Origin of the sequence: Mesorhizobium sp. M0802 (assembly GCF_040320115.1) — a bacterium.
GTDB lineage: Bacteria > Pseudomonadota > Alphaproteobacteria > Rhizobiales > Rhizobiaceae > Mesorhizobium.
In genome coordinates this window covers 120,674-138,803 of the sequence record NZ_JAMYOY010000013.1, presented here as the reverse complement: position 1 = coordinate 138,803, position 18,130 = coordinate 120,674, and the positions used below count along the sequence as shown (strand labels likewise).

Sequence of the window (18,130 nt, the reverse complement as noted above, 5' to 3'; positions counted from 1 at the left end):
GGGGGAGATGGCCGGCAGGCCAGAGGGGGGTGCTGTCCCGCCGATATCAAAAGGTATGGACTAGCCTCTTAAGGCTTGTGAATAAACGCCGCGCCCAGAATAGGCCCCGGCAGGCCGTCCTTGCCAACCGATTGCAGCAGCACGGCGCAGCCGCCTTTCTTGGCGATCTCGGTCATCGGCAATTCGTAGCGCTGCGCCTTGCCGTGCCACATGCCGGCGGTCTGGATGCCGGTGACGGCGTTCCAGTAGGTCATGCTGCGGCCGGTGTTCTCGCCCTTGGCGATGGTCACCGTCTGCGGTGGTTCGAAATAGACGATGACGACATGGGCGTCGCTCGGGCCGCTACCGGCGTCGCCGGCATCGATCATGACGCGATCGCTGGTGCGGCTGACCTTGACGCTGACCCGCATGCCTTCACCGGATTTCTCCATGCGGGCAAGCGCGCCGTCGACCTCCTTGCGGCTGGCGCCGTTGACATGGCTGCGACCATTGATGACGGCTTGCGGCGTGTAGACGGAGCGGGTGCCGAAGGCGCGCATATAGTCATATTGCCGGTCGGTATTGTCCTTGCTGCTCAGCGTGTCCTGCCAGCCGAGATAGTCCCAGTAATTGACGTGGTAGGCGAGCGCGACGACGTTGTCCTTGGCCGCCAGCTCGGCAAAGAAAGCGTCCGCCGGCGGGCAGGAATTGCAGCCTTGGCTGGTGAACAGCTCGACCACGCCCAAGGGCCTGTCAATCTGCGGTTTGTCGGTCTGGGTCGTTCCCGATTCCTCGGCGAACCCGGTCCCGGCAAGCGCCGAGAAGGCCAGCGCAAAAGCCGCAAGCCGCAGAGGTTGTCGAGGTGCCATGATCGTTCCGATTCCCGCCGGTGACGCCGGCCTTGTTCTGGTTGCCCAGATTTGTGGCAGAAGCGACAGTCAACGGGAAGTCACGTTGCGGTGAAATTTTTGCTGCCGCAACCATGGGTATGGCATCACAGGGGGAGCACTTCACCGCCCGGTTCGATCGGGAGCATGGCATCAGGAGCGTGGGGCAGATCTTGCTGAGCCCAGCCGGTTTTTACTCCTGTCGGACAGGGCGGGGCTTCGATCGGGTCGGGCAATGCTTTGGAAAGACTGGGAGTAGGGAGTAGGGAGTAGGGAGTAGGGAGTAGGGAGTAGGGAGTAGGGTGCAGGGTGCAGGGTGCAGGGTGCAGGGTGCAGGGGATGTCGTTCCCCGCTACCGCCCAATCCCTACTGCCTAAGCCCTGGCCGCTACGCGGCCAGATCGCGCAGCACGTATTGCAAAATGCCGCCATTCTTGAAGTAGTCGAGTTCGTCCAGCGTATCGATGCGGCAGATGATCGGCACGTTCTTCACGGTGCCGTCGCCATAGGTCACCTTGGCGATCATCGTCTGGCGTGGCTTGATGGTGCTTATGCCGTCGATCTCGACCAGCTCGTCACCCTTGAGGTTGAGCGAGGCCCATGAGGTGCCTTCCTCGAAGACGAAGGGGATGACGCCCATGCCGACTAGGTTGGAGCGATGGATGCGCTCGAAGGACTGGGCGATGACGGCACGGACACCGAGGAGATTCGTTCCTTTAGCTGCCCAGTCGCGCGAGGAGCCGTTGCCGTATTCGACGCCGGCGAAGATGACCAGCGGCACGCCTTCCTTTTTGTATCTCATCGCCGCGTCGTAGATCGATTCCTCTTCCTTCGACGGGTAGTGGATGGTGTAGCCGCCCTCGCGGCCGTTCTCGCCCAGCATGTGGTTGCGGATGCGGATGTTGGCGAAGGTGCCGCGCATCATCACCTCATGGTTGCCGCGCCTTGTGCCGTACTGGTTGAAGTCGGCAACGCCGACGCCATGGTCGGTGAGGTATTTGCCGGCCGGGGAAGCGGCCTTGATCGAACCCGCCGGTGAGATGTGATCGGTGGTGATCTTGTCGCCGAACAGGCCGAGCACGCGCGCGCCCTTGATGTCGCCGATCTTGCCGAAACCGGAGGTCATGCCGGCGAAATAGGGCGGGTTCTGCACATAGGTCGAGTTGTCGTCCCAGGCATAGGTCTGGCCTTCCGGCGCCTTGACGTTCTGCCAGTATTCGTCGCCCTTGAAGACGTCGGCATATTTGCGGGCGAATAGCTCACGTGTGACGTTCTTCTCGATGAACTCCTGGATCTCGGCCGAACTCGGCCAGATATCCCTGAGATAGACCGGCTTGCCGTCGCGGCCTTCGCCGAGTGGCTCGGTGGTCAGGTCCTTGGTGACGGTGCCGGCCAAAGCATGGGCTACCACCAGCGGCGGCGACGCCAGATAGTTCGCCTGCACGTCAGGTGAAACACGGCCTTCGAAGTTGCGGTTGCCGGAGAGCACTGCGGCGGCGATCAGGCCCTTATCGTTGATGGTCTTGGAGATCGGCGCCGGCAGCGGGCCGGAATTGCCGATGCAGGTGGTGCAGCCGAAACCAACCAGGTTGAAGCCGATCTGGTCGAGCTCCTTCTGCAGGCCGGACTTTTCCAGATATTCGGCGACCACCTGGCTGCCCGGCGCCAGCGAGGTCTTCACCCACGGCTTCTGCTTGAGGCCGAGCCGGTTGGCGTTGCGCGCCAAAAGGCCGGCGCCGATCAGCACGCTCGGGTTGGAGGTGTTGGTGCAGGACGTGATGGCGGCAATGACGACATCGCCATGACCGAGATCATGGTCGGTGCCTTCGACGGCATAGCGCTTGTGGATTTCGGCAGCCTTCTTGTACTCGGTTTCCATCGCCTTTGCGAAGCCGGCCGGAATGCCTTCGAGCGGAACGCGGCCTTCGGGGCGCTTGGGACCTGCCATCGACGGCACGACGCTGTCGAGCTCGAGTTCGAGCAGGTCAGTGAAGACAGGGTCGGCCGAGCCGGCGTCACGCCACATGCCTTGCGCCTTGGAATAGGCCTCGACCAGGGCGATGCGGCTTTCCTCGCGGCCCGACATTGTGAGGTAGCGGATGGTCTCGCCGTCGACCGGGAAGAAGCCGCAGGTGGCGCCATACTCGGGCGCCATATTGCCGATGGTGGCGCGGTCGGCCAGCGTCATGTTGGACAGGCCCGGGCCGAAGAACTCGACGAACTTGCCGACGACGCCCTTCTTGCGCAGCATCTGGGTGACGGTCAGCACCAGGTCAGTGGCGGTGATGCCTTCCCTCAGTTTGCCGGTGAGGCGGAAGCCGATGACTTCGGGCAACAGCATGGAAACCGGCTGGCCGAGCATCGCCGCCTCGGCCTCGATGCCGCCGACGCCCCAGCCGAGCACGCCAAGGCCGTTGATCATGGTGGTGTGCGAATCGGTGCCGACGCAGGTGTCGGGATAAGCGGTGGTTTCGCCGTCTTCCGTGTTGGTCCAGACGACCTGACCGAGATATTCGAGGTTGACCTGATGGCAGATGCCGGTGCCGGGCGGCACGACGCGAAAATTGCGGAACGCCTGCTGGCCCCATTTCAGGAATTTATAGCGCTCTTCGTTGCGCTCATATTCGAGCTCGACATTCCTGGCAAAGGCCAGTGGCGTGCCGAATTCGTCGACGATGACGGAGTGGTCGATGACGAGGTCGACCGGCACCAGCGGATTGATCTTCTGCGGATCGCCGCCGAGCGCCTTGAGGCCGTCGCGCATGGCGGCCAAGTCGACCACCGCCGGGACGCCCGTGAAATCCTGCATCAAGACACGCGCCGGGCGATAGGCGATCTCGACGCCGGCGGTGCCCTTGTCGGTCAGCCAGCCGGCAACAGCCTGGATAGAGTCCTTGGTGACGGAGCGGCCGTCTTCATTGCGCAAAAGGTTTTCCAGCAGCACCTTCATCGAATAAGGCAGCTGGGCAATGCCGGTGAGGCCGTTCCTCTCGGCCTCGACCAGATTGTAATAGACATAGTCCGCGCCACCCACGGTGAGGGTGCGGCGGCAATTGAAACTGTCGAGGGATTTTGACACGTGCGGTCCGTCCTTGTCTGTTCAGCCTGAAAGGGAACGGACGCCGATGGGCATGCAATCACGCGCAAAGGTGCGGGTACGGCCATTTCCGCTGTCCGTTCCCAGCCAACCCGAGCCGTTCAAGGCGGCGCGTGCGCTGGTTCGGCGCAAATTCTGTTCCCGTGCCGACCGCTGGCACGGATGTCCCGCATATAGAGAATTTTCTGGAATAGTTCTAGACAGTTGCGGAGCAAATTTGTGCGATGCGGCAGCTATCGCGCGGTAAAGTTTTCGGGACGGGCAGGCATGCGGCTGATTGCCGAAAATCTGGGTGGCGAACGCGGCGGCGAGACGGTCTTTTCCGGCATCGGGTTTGCGCTCGACAAGGGCCAGGTGCTGGTCGTCACCGGGCCGAACGGTTCGGGCAAATCGACGCTGCTCAGGGTCATCGCCGGGCTGCTGCGGAAGGTGCAAGGCGACCTGCGCATCGAGGGCGGCGGCGAGACGTTTCCGACGATCGCTTCGGCGGTCCACTATCTCGGCCACCTCAATGCAATGAAGACGGCGCTCAGCGTGGCGGAGGATCTGCGCTTCTGGCGCGATTTCAACGGCGATGGGCAGTTGGGTGTCGGAGAGGCGCTGGAGACGGTTGGTCTCGGCGGCATCGGCCATCTGCCTTTCGGCTATCTGTCGACCGGGCAAAGGCGGCGCGCGGCAATTGCGAAATTGCTGGTCAGTCATAAGCCGCTGTGGCTGCTGGATGAGCCGACGGCTGGGCTGGACAAGGCTTCGGAGGCGCGGTTTGCGGGGCTGATGACGAGGCATTGCGCGGAGGGTGGGATTATTGTCGCGGCGACGCACCTGCCGCTGGGATTGGATGGGGCGAAGGAATTGAGGATGGGAGCAACAGGGTGATGCCGGCATTCCCGCCCACCCCCCTCTGCCCTGCCGGGCATCTCCCCCGCAGGGGGGGAGATCAGATGTCATGCCGGCTTTCGCCAATCACCGGCATTGAAAAAGAGGCGTCAGCAGTGGCGCTGCCAATCTCCCCCCTTGCGGGGGAGATGTCCGGGAGGACAGAGGGGGGTGTGAAGGAACGCCACCTTCGGCAAGATGGCGATCAAACCGCAGGCGCGGCTTGGCAATGCTAGCCCTCTTCCTGCGCGACATCCGCCTCTCCGTCCGCGCCGGCGGCGGAGCGCTCACCGGCGTCATCTTCTTCCTCGCCGTCATCGTCACTATCCCCTTCGGTGTCGGACCGGACCTGAAGCTGCTCGCCCGCATCGGTCCGGCGATCCTTTGGATCGGCGCTCTGCTCGCCTGCCTGCTCGGCCTCGACCGGCTGTTTCAGGCCGATCGCGAAGACGGTTCGCTCGATCTTCTGGTGCTGGGCAATGACCGCCACATGCTGGCGTTGACGGTGCTGGTGAAGTGCCTGGCGCATTGGGCGGGCAGCGTTCTGCCGCTGGTGGTTGCGGCACCTCTGCTGAGCCTGTTCATGAACATGGAGCCGCTCAGCATCGGCGCCACCGCGCTCACGCTGCTGGTCGGCACGCCGGCGATCACTTTCATCGGCGCGGTCGGGGCGGCGGTGGCGGTGGCGCTGCCGCGTGGCGGGCTGCTGATCTCGGTGCTGGTGCTGCCGCTGACGATCCCGGTGCTGATCTTCGGGGTGTCGGCGAGCTACGGCGCGGTGGCCGATCCTGATCCGTTCCTGCAGCCCTTCCTCATTCTTGCCGCGCTGACGCTGTTTCTTGCCGTGCTGGGTCCGGTGGCGGCAGCACTGGCGCTGCGGCATGGAACGGATTGATATGACCGCTGCGGCGCGACGATCAATTGCGAAGCCCCAGCCGCAAAGCTAAGAAAGCCGCAAAGCTATGGGAAGGCCATGATCGAGCACGACGAAGTGACGGTGGAAGGGGAGCGAAGCGCATGAGTGCACACGCACTCTATGTCGCGGCCGCCTATGGCATCACGGCGATCGTGCTGGCCGGGCTGATCGGCTGGATCCTGCTCGACCAGCGGACCCGCAAGCGCGAACTGGCAGACCTCGAAGCGGCCGGCGTGCAGCGTCGCTCGGACAAAGCCGGTACTGGGGCCAGCACTGGGGCCAGCAAGCCATGAGCACGGAAAGCGAAACGCCGGCGTCGCCGCGCCGCCGCCTGATCGTGCTGTTGCCGCTGCTGGTTTTTCTCGGCCTCGCCGGATTGTTCCTGTCGCAGCTTTTGTCGGGACGCGATGAGGCGGCAGTGCCGTCGGCGCTGATCGGCCTGCCGGCGCCGCAGACCAACCTGCCGGCGCTGGAAGGGTCAAACCTGCCCGGGCTGGATTCGAAAGCCTTCGCCGGCAAGGTAACGCTGGTCAACGTCTTTGCATCCTGGTGCGCGCCGTGCCGGGAAGAGCATCCGGTGCTCTTGCAGCTGTCGCAGGACAAGCGCTTCGTCATGGCCGCGCTAAACTACAAGGACCAAGCGCAAAACGCGCGCCGGTTCCTTGGTGATCTCGGCAATCCGTTCCAGGCGATAGGTGTCGACGAGGCCGGCCGCACGGCCATCGACTGGGGCGTCTACGGCGTGCCGGAAACCTTCGTCATCGGCAAGGACGGCAAGATTGCCTACAAGCATGTCGGGCCGCTGACAGGGGAGTCGGCGAGGGATGTTCTGTTGCCGCAGATTGAAAAGGCGCTCGCGGCACCGGGCTGACGTTGGCGCCATGCCCCCTCATCGGGCCGCTACGCGCCCCCTCCTCCCCGTGGGGGAGAAGAGGGAAGCATCGGCACAGGCTAGCTCCTCTCCCCGGGGGGAGAGGTCGGATTGCCCGAATTGCTCATGCAATTCGGTTTGGCAATCCGGGTGAGGGGGCGGTGCCCCGCTGAGGTCTGAAATGCTCAGCCGTAGATCTGCCTGTGGACCTGGTAGAGCATTTCCGAGCGGTCGGCGCGCAGGTCGGCCAGGTCGCGGCTCGTCAGGTTTTCGATTTCCGCGACGAGGCGGTTGTAGTGGCGGCGCTTGGCCATCGAGGTGCGCGCGCGGGAGAAGAGGTTGTCAAAAGCCATAGCAAGGGTCCTTTCGTGCCGCATATCAGCGGTGAATTTGTTCCTCCCTTGGTCGTTCGCACCATGACATAGGAATGGTGCGATGCAAAAAGAAGATGTTGCAATGCACCATTGCACAGGGCGCATAGCGGGTTAATACAGCGCTACAGCACCATAAACGGCCGGACAGGCTGGCGGGCCATGCCGGCCGGGCACCTTTTGTCTTACAAATTGCGCCTGCGCCACCTTGCCATCGCGCCCGCAGGCTGGCTTGATCCGCGCGTCACGTGATGCCCGGAGGAAATGCATGGCGACCGCAGACTATTACGAAATTCTCGATCCGCGTTTCGCGCGGCTGTTCAACGGCAACGCCCAGGTGGAAAAGCTGTTTACCGGATGTCAGTGGGCGGAAGGGCCGGCCTGGTTCGCCGCCGGCCGCTATGTCGTCTGGTCCGACATCCCCAACAACCGCATGCTGCGCTATGACGAGACCGACGGCAATGTCAGCGTCTTCCGTCAGCCCTCCGGCAATTCCAACGGCAACACCGTCGACCGCCAGGGCCGACTGGTGACGTGCGAGCATTCCGGCCGCCGCGTCAGCCGCACCGAGCATGACGGTTCCGTCACCACCATCGCGGCCGAATGGAAAGGCAAGCGGCTGAATTCGCCCAATGACGCGGTCGTGAAATCCGACGGCTCGATTTGGTTCACCGATCCGAGCTACGGCATCGACACCGACTATGAGGGCGACAAGGCCGAAAGCGAGATCGGCGCTTGCAATGTCTACCGGGTCGATCCGGATACGGGCGAGGTCGAGGCCGTCATCACCGACATGGTCCGGCCGAACGGGCTTGCCTTTTCACTGGATGAAAGCCAGCTCTATGTCGTCGACACCGGCCGCACCCATGGCGCGCAGAACCCCGCGCATATGCGGGTCTTCAACGTCGGCAAGCACGGCAAGAAGGTCTCGGGCGGGAAGGTGTTCGCTGACTGCACGGCCGGCCTATTCGACGGCTTCCGGCTCGACGAGGCCGGCCGCATCTGGACCAGTGCCGCCGACGGCATCCATTGCTACGATCCCGACGGCACGCTGATCGGCAAGGTCAAGGTGCCGGAAGTGACCGCCAATTGCGTGTTCGGCGGCAACAAGCTGAACTGCCTCTACATCGCCGGCACAACGTCGCTCTACATGGTGCGGCTGATGGTGAACGGGGCGAAGACGTATTGAGGTTGCTGGAAACGCTTCTCTGGCGGCCCTTGATGGCGTTTCTGCGCATGTCCGCGGCGCCTGTTGCGCGGCGGCCGCCGGAACGACCGACAAGCGATTCGCCGGAGCGGATTTCGGAGCCGCGGCGCGGCGCTATCAGACACAATTCAGGGGGAGGACATCATGCCATTCGTCAACATCCGCATCGTCAAGGAAGTGATCGCCGCTGATCCCGCTGGCAAGAAGGCCGACATTGCCAAAAAGGTCACGGCGGCCATCATGGACGCCACCGGGCTTAGCAATGACGACGTCTGGGTGGTGTTCGAAGAGGTCAACGCGCGCGACTGGTATGTCGGTGTGACCGATGTCGAGACGTTGCGGAAGGGGTAGCACTGCGGCACGTTGGGGTGCGCCGCACCCTTTCGTTCGTCATCCTAGGGTCTGCGCCGCGTCGCTTCGCTCCTTGCTCCGCCCTAGGATGACGAGGCAACGTTTGCGCGTATAAAACTCGCGAAAACCTGCACCGCTTCGCGCACGGCCCGCAGGTTCTCGTCCTCTCCCAGGATCGCTTCTATCTCCGGCGGTTTCTTGCCGAGCAAGGCAATCTCCAGAACCGCATTCTCACAAAGCGCGAACGACATGGTGCGCATGATCTCGGCCAGCGCGGCGCGGGCATAGAGCGAGCGCGCGGAGGCGTGGGCCAGCATGGCGGGCTTGCCGACGGCGGCGTCGCGCGAGACCAGCCAGTCGAGCGCGTTTTTCATGCCGCCGGGCACGCCATGGGCATATTCGGGGCAGGAGACGATGATGCCGTCGGCGCTGGTGACGGCCTCGATCAGCCGCATGGCCTCGGCCGGTGTGCGCTCGCCTTCGTCATCCGGGTTGAAGATCGGCAGCAGGCCGAGCCCGTCATAGACAGTTACGCGGCAATCCGAAGGCGCGTTCGCGGACAGCGCCGCCAGCAGCGCCGAATTGGTCGAGGCGGCGCGCAGGCTGCCGGAGATGGCGAGGAGTTCGATCACGGGGAAACAGGGCTAGGGAAACCGGCAAAGGACTGTAATGGCGAATCGTACCCGAAATCTACCACAGGGTCTTGCTGTAGGCTTCGTCCAGCGAGCGGTCGAAATCGTCGGCAGTTTCGGCATGCGCCATCTGATCGGACAGGATCTGACCGAGCGTCGGCAACGTCGCGCGGTCGTGCCAGCTGTCCGGCTTCCACAATTCGGAGCGCATGAAGGGCCTTGGCGCAGTGCATGTAAGCGGCCTTGACGCTCACCACGACGACGCTTTGCGGTTGCTTGCCGTCGACGGTGAGGCGCTCGCGCAAACCGGCATCGACGGTTATGCGGGCGTCGCCATTGATGCGCAGCGTCTCGTTCATGCCGGGGATGAGAAAAAGCAGCCCGACCGAAGGGTTGAGCAGGATGTTTTCCAGCGTGTCCAGCCGGTTGTTGCCGGGCCGGTCGGGAATGGCGATGGCCTTGTCGTCAAGGACAAGGGCGAAGCCGGGCCTGTCGCCTTTAGGCGTCACGTCGGCATTGCCGGCGCCGTCGGAAGAACCGATCAGCACGAAAGGGCTCTTGCCGATGAAGGAGCGGCAGTGGCCGTCAAGCGCCTTGAACTACTTGCGCATCGAGGTGTCGGTCGGCCGCGGCGTCTTGTAGATCGTCCTCAGTTCATCGCGCGTGGTGACGAATTCCATGGCCGTCTCCGTTTATTCTGACGCAATTCCGGACGGCTTCACACTTTTCCTGGAATTGCTCTACTTGCCGGCTTCTTCCACCTTCTCGGCCTTATCCTCGATCGAATGGTGCAGGATCAGCGGCATCTGGCTGAAGGTGAACAACAGGGTGATCGGCATGATGCCCCAGACCTTGAAGGTAACCCAGAAGTTGGTGGAAAAATTCCGCCACACCACTTCATTGGCAAGAGCCAGGAACAGGAAGAACAGGCCCCAGCGGAAAGTCAGCTTGCGCCAGCCTTCGGCATCGAGGCGAAAGGCCGAATCGAAGACATAGCCGAGCAGCGATCGGCCGAAATACAGACCGCCGAGCAGCACGCCGCCGAACAGGGTGTTGACGATGGTCGGCTTCATCTTGATGAACACGTCGTCCTGCAGATAGAGCGTCAGCGCGCCGAAGATGAAGACGACGACGCCCGAGACCATCGGCATGATCGGCAAGGTGCGCAGCAGCAGCCAGGAGGCGATCAGCGCGATCGCCGTCGCCGCCATGAAAAGGCCGGTGGCGACGAAGATCGGCCCGCCGAATTCGGCCAGGACAGGAAATTTCTGCACCAGCCAGGCGCCGCGTGCATTGGCGAAGAAGAACACCATCAGCGGCCCGAGTTCCAGCACCAGCTTGAGCAGCGGATTGACGCTTTCTTTCTTCTTTCGCGGGTCGGACGGGTCGCGTTCGAGGATGGGTGGGTTCATGACTTCCTTCTGACGCATGATCTTGTCCAAAAAGCCGTCAGCTCTTCGGGATCATTGCCTGTTACGCTACGCCGGCGATCGCCCTGGCGAATTCGCCGGCCGAGAATGGTTCGAGGTCGTCGACCTGTTCGCCGACGCCGATGAAGTAGACCGGCAGTTTGTGCTTTGCCGCGATCGCGACCAGAATACCGCCGCGCGCCGTGCCGTCCAGCTTGGTCATCACCAGGCCGTTGACGCCGGCGACATTGCGGAAGATCTCGACCTGATTGAGCGCATTCTGGCCGGTGGTGGCGTCGACCGTCTGCAGCACGGTATGCGGCGCTTCCGGATCGAGCTTGCCCAGCACGCGCACGATCTTTTCCAGCTCCGCCATCAGTTCGGTCTTGTTTTGCAGCCGGCCGGCGGTGTCGATGATCAGTACGTCGGAGCCGGCCTCCTTGGCGCGTTCGAAAGCGTCGTAGGCGAGGCCGGCGGCATCCGCGCCGATCTTCGAGGCGATGACCGGAGACTTCGTCCTCTCGCCCCAGATCTTCAGCTGCTCGATGGCTGCAGCGCGAAAGGTATCGCCGGCGGCCAGCATCACCGACAGGCCACCATCGGTCAGTTTGGCGGCGAGCTTGCCGATGGTCGTGGTCTTGCCGGTGCCGTTGACGCCGACCACCAGAATGACATGCGGCTTGTGCGAGAGGTCGAGCTCCAGCGGCATGGCGACATGGGCTAGCACCTTCTCCACCTCGGCCGCCATGATGGTGCGGACATCCCCGTCGGAGACATCCTTGCCATAGCGGCTGGCGGCGAGCGCATCGGTGACGCGCAAGGCTGTTTCCATGCCGAGATCGGCGCGGATCAGCACGTCTTCGAGGTCCTGTAGCGTCTCTTCGTCGAGCTTTCGCTTTGTGAAGACGCCGGCAATGTTGCCGGTGAGTTCTTTCGAGGAGCGGGCAAGCCCGTCGCGCATGCGCTGGAACCAGGAGCGTCGCGGCGCCGGTTCGGGCGCCTTTTGCGGCTCGGCTTTCTGCTCGACCTTTTTGGTTACGGTGACTTTGCCGACTGACGGTGTGGGCTGTGGTGTCGGCGGAAAACCCGGTTCAGGCATGGGCGCAACCCCCGCCGTGACAGCCCGGACTTCGACCGGCGCGGGTGTGGCTTCGACCGGAGTGCGCTTTACCTCCCCCTCGATGGGGGAGGTCCCAAGCGAAGCTTGGGGGTGGGGGTGATTTGCGCTGGCGTCGGCGCCATCACCCCACCCCGCCGCTTCGCGTCGACCCTCCCCATCGAGGGGAGGGTGGGGCGCCTCGTCCTTCTCCCCGTGGCTATACGGGGAGAAGGTGCCGGCAGGCGGATGAGGGGCGGCGCTGACCTCTGAGGTAGGCTGTGCGGGAGGCGCGGACGGTTGCGGCACTTCGATCGGGGCGGCCGGTTCTGCTGGAGTCTCGGCAGGCGTCGGCACTTCGACGGGAGCGGGCTCCAGCTGCGGTTCCGGACGCGATGGTTCGATCTCCGGCTCGGCCGGCACCGGCGGCACTTCTTGGGGCTGCGGCTCGGGAGCCGGCTCCGGAACGGCTGGCGGCGCAGGAACTTCTTCCGGTGCAGGCGGCTCGGGTGTCTCCGGCTCAGGCTGCGGTTCTTCTACCGGCGCGGGCTCCGGCAACGGTTCCGGCTCGGATGGGACGACCGGTTCCGGCGCGGGCGGGATGGTCGGCGCGGGTTCGGGCTTCGGTTCTTCTGGCGCCGACTGCGGCGCAGGCTTTACCTCCCCCTCGATGGGGGAGGTCCCAAGCGAAGCTTGGGGGTGGGGGTGAGTGGCGCCGGCGTCGGCGCTCTCACCCCTCCCCGCCACTTCGTGGCGACCCTCCCCATCGAGGGGAGGGTGGGGCGTCGGCGGCTCGGGCTTCTCGCGCTTCAAGAACGCCGGACCGACCTGCTCGGCCGCCGGCTTCAGCGCCTCAAGCGCATCCCATTTGATCGGCGGCAGGGGAGCGGTTTCGTCGATGCGCTCCTCGACGACTTCCTTCTTGCCGAACGAAAATATGTTCTTGAAAAAACCGGCCATGCTTCAATCGTCTCAGGCGGCGCGGGCAGTGAGGGGCGAGGCTATCAGGTGCGCCCCATCATGGCCGGTGATGTCTGCCTCGACGATCTCGCCCGGCGCGCCTGTGCCGAGCGCGGCAAGCGTGAACCCTTCGGTGCGGCCGAGGCCGTCGCGCTCGATAAGGATCGTTTGGCGCGTTCCGGGAAGCGACGACAGATGGCGGCGATACGCAGTCTCACCAGCGGCGCGCAGCTGGGCCGCGCGCTGCTTGGCCAGTTCGCGGCGGACCTGCGGCATGCGCGCGGCGGGCGTGCCTTCGCGCGGCGAAAACGGGAAGACATGCAGGTGCGTCAGCCCACATTCCTCGACGATCTTTATCGAATTCTGAAACATTTCCTCGGTCTCGGTCGGGAAGCCGGCGATGATGTCGGCGCCGAAGACGATTGCCGGGCGCAATTTGCGCACATCTTCGCAGAAGCGGATCGACTGGTCGCGCAAATGCCTGCGCTTCATGCGCTTCAGGATCATGTCGTCACCTGATTGCAGCGACAGATGCAGATGCGGCATCAGCCTGGGTTCGGTGGCGATGGCGTCGAGCAGATCATCATCCGCCTCGATCGAATCGATGGAGGACAGCCGCAGCCGCTTCACATCAGGCACCTGCTTCAGGATGGTCTTCACCAGCTTTCCCAGCTTCGGCGCGCCCGGCAGGTCGGCGCCGAAAGAGGTCATGTCGACGCCGGTCAGCACGATCTCGGCATAGCCGTTGCCGGCGAGACGCTTGACCTGCTCGACAACCGCGCCCATCGGCACCGAGCGCGAATTGCCGCGGCCGTAGGGGATGATGCAGAAGGTGCAGCGGTGGTCGCAGCCATTCTGCACCTGCACGAAAGCGCGCGCCCGGCCCTCGATGGCGTCCACCATATGACCGGCGGTCTCGCGCACCGAGAAAATGTCGTTGACGCGCGCCTTCTCGGTGTCGTTGACGCCGAAATCCGGCAGCGCGCGGTAGGAGTTGGCCTTCAGCTTCTCTTCGTTGCCAAGCACGAGGTCGACCTCGTCCATGGCGGCAAAATTCTGCGGTTCGGTTTGCGCGGCGCAGCCGGTGACGATGATGCGCGCCGCCGGATTTTCGCGGCGGGCCTTTCTGATGGACTGCTTGGCCTGGCGCACCGCTTCGGCGGTGACGGCGCAGGTGTTGAAGATGATGGCGCCGCCTTTGAGCGCGCCGAGGCCGGCACTTTCGGCCTCGCGCCGCATCACCTCGGATTCATAGGTGTTGAGACGGCAGCCGAAGGTGACGACGTCTATGCCTTGGGAGTTGAGGCCCTTGGTATCGGCAAGTGCAGACATCAGGCCGCGCTTTCGGTGTCGCGGGCCCAGCTGCCGGTCGACGGATCGAAACTGCCGGAAAATTCCCATTCGGCGGCGCCGGTCAGGATGACGTGGTCGTCGTCGCGCCATTCCACATGCAGCGAGCCGCCGCCGGGCGTCATCAGCGTAACGCTGCGGCCGGTGCGCCGGGTGCGGGCAGCGGCGACGACGGAAGCGCAAGCGGCCGAGCCGCAGGCCTTAGTCAGGCCGGCGCCGCGCTCCCAGGTGCGGATGATCATCGTCTCCGGCGACGTTACCTGGGCGATGGTGATGTTGGCGCGCTCGGGGAAGATCGGATGGTTTTCGAGCAGCGGGCCGAAACGCTCGAGTTCGTAGGACCAGACATCGTTGTCGACCCAGAAGATGGCGTGCGGGTTGCCCATCGAGAGAGCCGAAGGCGAATGCAGCACCGGCGCGTCGATGGGGCCGATCTGCAACTCGATCATGCGGGTGTCGCGGAATTCCTCGGCCAGCGGAATGTCCTGCCAGCCAAAGCGCGGCGTGCCCATGTCGACCGAGATGGTGCCGTCGGCATGTTCGACGGCGTTGAGGATGCCGGCGCGGGTCTCGAAGGTGAAAGTCTTCTGGCCGGTTTCGGCAGCCAGCGCCTGGACGACACAGCGCATGCCGTTGCCGCAGGCCTGCGCGCCCGAGCCGTCGGAATTCAAGATGTCGATGTAAAAGGCGGTGCCCGGCGTGCGCGAATCGTGGATCGCCATGATCTGGTCGAACCTGGTCGCCGCATCGGCGTTCAGCGAGACAGCCGACGCCGCCGTGACCCTATCGGCACGGCCACGCATGTCGGCGACGATGATTTCGTTGCCGATGCCGTTCATCTTGGCGAAGGGGGCAGTGCCTGCCATGATCTGAGGTAATTCCTGTACGTTTCGCCGCTATATGGCGGAAACGGGCGGGAATTACCAGTGTGGGCTGCGTCTAGGTTACCGCGAAAACGCCGAGTACGATCAGCAGGAAGATGACGAGAACGATGCCGATCAGCAGGCGCGCGCCGGTGGCGGCGGCACCGGCCAGCGCCGGCATGCCGAGCAGGCTGGCGGCGGCAGCAACGATCAGAAGAATGATGATCCATTTGATCATGGACAATGCCTCGCAAATTGACTGGCCTGCAGCCGGCTTAAGAACGCATCTGCGGCGCTCTGGTTCCGTTGCCGCGAGGCTCTTTCCGACTGGGCGCGCTATTCGGCAATCTCGAAGTCGGTCGTGAAAGGCGCCGTCTTTGGCGAGTTCTCGTCGTGCATGAGGAAATCCGCGCGGTATTTGCCGGGGGGAACGCCATCCAGGGAGACGTTTAATTTGAAGAACATCTCTCGGTTATGCGAGCGCGAGGCGAGCTGGACCCGACCAAGCTTTTCGACGGTTCCCAGCTTCTCGCCCGACTGGGAAAGCACGGTAAGGTCAACGTAAAGCGCGATCTGGTTGTTGCCGAGCCCATCCGAGCCGTAGCCGTAACCGACCGGCTCCATATAAAGCACAATCTCTTCGCCCGGCTTGTAGACATGGTTCGGGCGCTCGGCGTAGGCGCCGAACCCGCTGGCCGACAGGATATGCTTCACATTTTGCACGCCAAGCGGCATCGCTTGCCACAGAGCGTCCTCGGCGCTGCGGAATTTGTCCAGCGCGCCGGCGCCATCACCCGCCTGCAGTGCCTTTTCGGCTTCAGCGGCGCGATCGGTGATTTCACCCGCGAAAGCGGCCGGCGTCGAAATTACCAGCGCGATCAAAACTGCCAAGATTGATTTCATCTGTTCCCCCTATTGCGATAGACCATCGGCTAAAATGGCAGTGCCGTAAACGGCCAAATGCAGACTCCAGCCGCGCTCGATCTCGGGAACGTCCCAAACCTCGCCCGGACGCAAGGCGCGAAACCGCTCACGCGCCAGGCCTTGCGCCTCAAGCGCTTCAATCAGTTTTGCGCCGGCAGTTGCGCTCGACCGCCGATGCGCCGACCTGCTGCGGGCTCCGGTGCCGCTTTCGCAACCAATGTACCGGTTGGAACCGCGCTAGAGCGAAGACATGCCTTTTGTCCGCCAGCCATTTTGCGACAAATTTACAACAATTCGTGGTGCAAACCCTATTTTAACCATATCGGGTTGAAATTTCGCCACCTTCTCCATCTTGGTGAGGGGTGAGATTGTGCGGACGGCTTCCCCCCAGCCGGATCCGACGGAGGTTTGAATGATTTTTTCGAGAAGCGGGCTGATGGCCGTATCGCTGGCAGCGCTCGTTGCGAGCGGCTGTTCGACCTCGCGTTTTTCATCGATGGATGACCAGCAGCCCGCCCCGCTGCAGCCCGCGCCCGCCGGCACGGTGAGCGGAAGCCAACTGCCGCCCCCGGCAGCGCCGGGCACCACCGACCCATCGCAATTCCCGACCGCGCCGGCAGGCGCGCAGGTCGCCTCGCTGCCGCCGGACGGATCGGCGCCGGCCGGAGCCTCCGACCTTACCGCTGCGAGCGTTGCCGGCGTCTGGAACGCCAGCGTGTCCGGACAGAGCTGCAAGGTGGCGACGCCGCAGACCAAATTCGGCGCCGGCTTCCGCGCCGGGCCGCTGCATTGCCCGCCGCCCATCGACGGCATCAAATCGTGGAACGTCGCCGGCAAGCAGCTGACGCTCTATGACGAGAATGGCGGCACGCTGGCGCGGCTCTATTCCTCGGGCGGTTCGAAATTCGACGGCCAGACTACCAACGGCTTGCCGATATCGCTTACAAGGTAGGCAGGGTATGCTGATATTCAGGTGAGGCCGGCCTGCGAACGGCGGCTTCCTGCGCTTCAGGTGCGTACTTAAGTACGCTCCGCTCCGGTTCTCAGGAGCCACCATTCTCGGCTCGGCCTGACCTGAACCTCAACACACCCTGATCTTTCCTGGAGCAATCCGCTCAAAGTAAGCGACGTGACCGATGCATCTGCGTGACGGCCTCCAGACCCATGCGACCGTCAGGCAGCGCTACGACCATCTGGTCGCAACCGGCGCCATCGAGCGCGATCCTGCGCAGGAGCGCATCGCCGCCGCGCTCGACCGGCTGACCGACGAGATCTCGGTCAAGCGGCTGGCGCACAAGTCGAGCGCGCTCGGCTGGCTGTTTGCCCGCAAGCGCGAGACGCGCGAGGTCGTCAAGGGCCTCTACATTCATGGCGGCGTCGGTCGCGGCAAGACCATGCTGATGGATATGTTCTTCGAGCTGTTGCCGGTCAGGCGCAAGCGCCGCGTTCATTTCAACGACTTCATGGCCGATGTGCAGGACCGCATCCAGAAGCACCGGCAGGCGCGCAAGAACGGCGACGTCAAGGAGGACGACCCGATCCCGCCGGTCGCGCTTCAGCTTGCCGAACAGGCCTGGGTGCTGTGCTTCGATGAGTTTTCGGTCACCGACATTGCCGATGCGATGGTCCTGTCGCGGCTGTTTTCGGCGCTGTTCGCCAATGGCGTGGTTCTGGTCGCCACCTCGAATGTCGCGCCGCAGGACCTTTATCGCGACGGGCTGAACCGCCAACTCTTCCTGCCCTTCATCAGCATTCTCGAGCGCCACGCCCATGTGCTGACGCTTGATGCCGACAAGGACTACAGGCTGGAAAAGCTCGCCCGCACGCCGGTTTATGTCACCCCGGCGGATGCCGAAGCCGACCGTGTGCTCGACGAGGCCTGGCAGGCGATGACGCGTGGAGCGCTGACGGCCGAGACCTCGCTGACGCTCAAGGGGCGGCAAGTGAGGATACCGGCTGCCGCCGGGGATGCAGCGCGGTTTTCCTTCGCCGACCTCTGCGAAAAGCCGCTCGGCGCACGCGATTTCCTGGCCATTGCCGGCCGCTTCTCGACCGTCTTCATCGATCACGTGCCGGTGCTGGGCGAAGGCAAGCGCAACGAGGCCAAGCGCTTCATCCTCCTGATAGACACGCTCTACGATCATCACACGCGGCTGGTGGTAAGCGCCGATGCCTCGCCCCCTGAGCTCTATACGGCCAGGCGCGGCAACGAGGTGTTCGAATTCGAGCGCACGGCCTCGCGGCTGATCGAAATGCAGAGCCGGGATTGGCTGGAGGACTGGGCGGAACGGCAAAAGGCGAAGGCGGAAGTGCAGGTCTGAGGGTTCGAAGAGGTCATTATG

General features: G+C 63.7%; 18 protein-coding genes and 1 pseudogene. 8 read left to right on the top strand and 11 right to left on the bottom strand.

Going from position 1 to position 18,130, the window contains the following annotated elements; genetic code table 11:
* Positions 1 to 68: 68 nt before the first annotated feature.
* Together NKI10_RS19145 and acnA are read right to left on the bottom strand one after the other, a co-directional pair.
* A complete protein-coding gene (locus tag NKI10_RS19145; RefSeq protein WP_023671730.1) occupies positions 69 to 848 on the bottom strand; it encodes a DUF1223 domain-containing protein in 780 nt (259 codons plus the stop codon).
* Between the two features lie 405 nt (positions 849 to 1,253).
* Positions 1,254 to 3,944, bottom strand: coding sequence for an aconitate hydratase AcnA (acnA, locus tag NKI10_RS19140; RefSeq protein WP_023715753.1), 2,691 nt, complete (start codon positions 3,942 to 3,944; stop codon positions 1,254 to 1,256).
* A 285-nt stretch (positions 3,945 to 4,229) separates the two neighbouring features.
* Between acnA and ccmA the strand changes: the two genes are divergently transcribed.
* The 4 genes from ccmA to NKI10_RS19120 all read left to right on the top strand — a co-directional run bounded on the left by ccmA (position 4,230) and on the right by NKI10_RS19120 (position 6,625).
* Positions 4,230 to 4,838: a heme ABC exporter ATP-binding protein CcmA gene (gene ccmA / locus NKI10_RS19135; RefSeq protein WP_352861444.1), complete on the top strand. Its 609-nt coding sequence runs from the start codon at positions 4,230 to 4,232 to the stop codon at positions 4,836 to 4,838.
* A gap of 229 nt (positions 4,839 to 5,067) precedes the next feature.
* Positions 5,068 to 5,733, top strand: a complete 666-nt coding sequence (gene ccmB / locus NKI10_RS19130; RefSeq protein ID WP_352861442.1) for a heme exporter protein CcmB — start codon at positions 5,068 to 5,070, stop codon at positions 5,731 to 5,733.
* A 122-nt stretch (positions 5,734 to 5,855) separates the two neighbouring features.
* A complete protein-coding gene (gene ccmD / locus NKI10_RS19125) occupies positions 5,856 to 6,047 on the top strand; it encodes a heme exporter protein CcmD (RefSeq protein WP_352861440.1) in 192 nt (63 codons plus the stop codon).
* On the top strand, positions 6,044 to 6,625 hold the full coding sequence (locus tag NKI10_RS19120; RefSeq protein WP_023687679.1) for a DsbE family thiol:disulfide interchange protein: 582 nt from the start codon (positions 6,044 to 6,046) through the stop codon (positions 6,623 to 6,625). The genes ccmD and NKI10_RS19120 overlap by 4 nt, the downstream gene beginning before the upstream one ends.
* A 185-nt stretch (positions 6,626 to 6,810) precedes the next feature.
* Here the strand turns inward: NKI10_RS19120 and NKI10_RS19115 are convergent, their stop codons facing one another.
* Positions 6,811 to 6,978, bottom strand: a complete 168-nt coding sequence (locus NKI10_RS19115; protein WP_023671737.1) for a hypothetical protein — start codon at positions 6,976 to 6,978, stop codon at positions 6,811 to 6,813.
* Positions 6,979 to 7,264: 286 nt separating this feature from the next.
* On the opposite strand from NKI10_RS19115, the gene NKI10_RS19110 reads away from it, so the two are divergent.
* Complete coding sequence (locus NKI10_RS19110) at positions 7,265 to 8,185, top strand: SMP-30/gluconolactonase/LRE family protein (protein WP_023671738.1); 921 nt, start codon at positions 7,265 to 7,267, stop codon at positions 8,183 to 8,185.
* A 162-nt stretch (positions 8,186 to 8,347) separates the two neighbouring features.
* Positions 8,348 to 8,554: a tautomerase family protein gene (locus tag NKI10_RS19105; protein ID WP_023683852.1), complete on the top strand. Its 207-nt coding sequence runs from the start codon at positions 8,348 to 8,350 to the stop codon at positions 8,552 to 8,554.
* 83 nt (positions 8,555 to 8,637) lie between these two features.
* Here the strand turns inward: NKI10_RS19105 and NKI10_RS19100 are convergent, their stop codons facing one another.
* The 8 genes and pseudogenes from NKI10_RS19100 to NKI10_RS19065 form a co-directional block, all read right to left on the bottom strand.
* Positions 8,638 to 9,186: an NADPH-dependent FMN reductase gene (locus tag NKI10_RS19100; RefSeq protein WP_352861438.1), complete on the bottom strand. Its 549-nt coding sequence runs from the start codon at positions 9,184 to 9,186 to the stop codon at positions 8,638 to 8,640.
* Positions 9,187 to 9,244: 58 nt separating this feature from the next.
* Positions 9,245 to 9,866 (bottom strand): annotated as a pseudogene (locus NKI10_RS19095) (pyridoxamine 5'-phosphate oxidase family protein).
* 60 nt (positions 9,867 to 9,926) lie between these two features.
* A complete protein-coding gene (locus NKI10_RS19090; protein WP_352861477.1) occupies positions 9,927 to 10,598 on the bottom strand; it encodes a septation protein A in 672 nt (223 codons plus the stop codon).
* 61 nt (positions 10,599 to 10,659) lie between these two features.
* A complete protein-coding gene (gene ftsY, locus NKI10_RS19085; RefSeq protein WP_352861436.1) occupies positions 10,660 to 12,651 on the bottom strand; it encodes a signal recognition particle-docking protein FtsY in 1,992 nt (663 codons plus the stop codon).
* A gap of 12 nt (positions 12,652 to 12,663) precedes the next feature.
* On the bottom strand, positions 12,664 to 13,983 hold the full coding sequence (gene mtaB / locus NKI10_RS19080; protein ID WP_352463603.1) for a tRNA (N(6)-L-threonylcarbamoyladenosine(37)-C(2))-methylthiotransferase MtaB: 1,320 nt from the start codon (positions 13,981 to 13,983) through the stop codon (positions 12,664 to 12,666).
* Positions 13,983 to 14,867, bottom strand: coding sequence for a diaminopimelate epimerase (dapF, locus tag NKI10_RS19075; RefSeq protein ID WP_352463604.1), 885 nt, complete (start codon positions 14,865 to 14,867; stop codon positions 13,983 to 13,985). The genes mtaB and dapF overlap by 1 nt, the downstream gene beginning before the upstream one ends.
* A 73-nt stretch (positions 14,868 to 14,940) precedes the next feature.
* On the bottom strand, positions 14,941 to 15,102 hold the full coding sequence (locus tag NKI10_RS19070) for a DUF1328 family protein (RefSeq protein ID WP_023671746.1): 162 nt from the start codon (positions 15,100 to 15,102) through the stop codon (positions 14,941 to 14,943).
* A gap of 98 nt (positions 15,103 to 15,200) precedes the next feature.
* Positions 15,201 to 15,767 carry a hypothetical protein gene (locus tag NKI10_RS19065; protein ID WP_023732882.1) on the bottom strand — a complete coding sequence of 189 codons (567 nt, stop codon included), beginning with the start codon at positions 15,765 to 15,767 and terminating at the stop codon, positions 15,201 to 15,203.
* Between the two features lie 433 nt (positions 15,768 to 16,200).
* On the opposite strand from NKI10_RS19065, the gene NKI10_RS19060 reads away from it, so the two are divergent.
* Together NKI10_RS19060 and zapE are read left to right on the top strand one after the other, a co-directional pair.
* A complete protein-coding gene (locus tag NKI10_RS19060) occupies positions 16,201 to 16,740 on the top strand; it encodes a protease inhibitor Inh/omp19 family protein (RefSeq protein WP_023687689.1) in 540 nt (179 codons plus the stop codon).
* A gap of 184 nt (positions 16,741 to 16,924) precedes the next feature.
* Positions 16,925 to 18,109, top strand: a complete 1,185-nt coding sequence (gene zapE / locus NKI10_RS19055) for a cell division protein ZapE (RefSeq protein ID WP_352463606.1) — start codon at positions 16,925 to 16,927, stop codon at positions 18,107 to 18,109.
* Positions 18,110 to 18,130 lie beyond the last annotated feature (21 nt).

Excerpts from the sequence above, each read along its gene's own strand:
- NKI10_RS19070 (WP_023671746.1), bottom strand. The coding sequence starts at position 15,102 with ATGATCAAATGGATCATCATTCTTCTGATCGTTGCTGCCGCCGCCAGC.
- ccmA (WP_352861444.1), top strand. The coding sequence starts at position 4,230 with ATGCGGCTGATTGCCGAAAATCTGGGTGGCGAACGCGGCGGCGAGACG.
- NKI10_RS19105 (WP_023683852.1), top strand. The coding sequence starts at position 8,348 with ATGCCATTCGTCAACATCCGCATCGTCAAGGAAGTGATCGCCGCTGAT.
- NKI10_RS19120 (WP_023687679.1), top strand. The coding sequence starts at position 6,044 with ATGAGCACGGAAAGCGAAACGCCGGCGTCGCCGCGCCGCCGCCTGATC.
- NKI10_RS19110 (WP_023671738.1), top strand. The coding sequence starts at position 7,265 with ATGGCGACCGCAGACTATTACGAAATTCTCGATCCGCGTTTCGCGCGG.
- NKI10_RS19115 (WP_023671737.1), bottom strand. The coding sequence starts at position 6,978 with ATGGCTTTTGACAACCTCTTCTCCCGCGCGCGCACCTCGATGGCCAAG.
- NKI10_RS19145 (WP_023671730.1), bottom strand. The coding sequence starts at position 848 with ATGGCACCTCGACAACCTCTGCGGCTTGCGGCTTTTGCGCTGGCCTTC.
- NKI10_RS19065 (WP_023732882.1), bottom strand. The coding sequence starts at position 15,767 with ATGAAATCAATCTTGGCAGTTTTGATCGCGCTGGTAATTTCGACGCCG.
- NKI10_RS19060 (WP_023687689.1), top strand. The coding sequence starts at position 16,201 with ATGATTTTTTCGAGAAGCGGGCTGATGGCCGTATCGCTGGCAGCGCTC.
- dapF (WP_352463604.1), bottom strand. The coding sequence starts at position 14,867 with ATGGCAGGCACTGCCCCCTTCGCCAAGATGAACGGCATCGGCAACGAA.
- ftsY (WP_352861436.1), bottom strand. The coding sequence starts at position 12,651 with ATGGCCGGTTTTTTCAAGAACATATTTTCGTTCGGCAAGAAGGAAGTC.
- mtaB (WP_352463603.1), bottom strand. The coding sequence starts at position 13,983 with ATGTCTGCACTTGCCGATACCAAGGGCCTCAACTCCCAAGGCATAGAC.
- ccmB (WP_352861442.1), top strand. The coding sequence starts at position 5,068 with ATGCTAGCCCTCTTCCTGCGCGACATCCGCCTCTCCGTCCGCGCCGGC.
- NKI10_RS19090 (WP_352861477.1), bottom strand. The coding sequence starts at position 10,598 with ATGAACCCACCCATCCTCGAACGCGACCCGTCCGACCCGCGAAAGAAG.
- zapE (WP_352463606.1), top strand. The coding sequence starts at position 16,925 with ATGCATCTGCGTGACGGCCTCCAGACCCATGCGACCGTCAGGCAGCGC.
- ccmD (WP_352861440.1), top strand. The coding sequence starts at position 5,856 with ATGAGTGCACACGCACTCTATGTCGCGGCCGCCTATGGCATCACGGCG.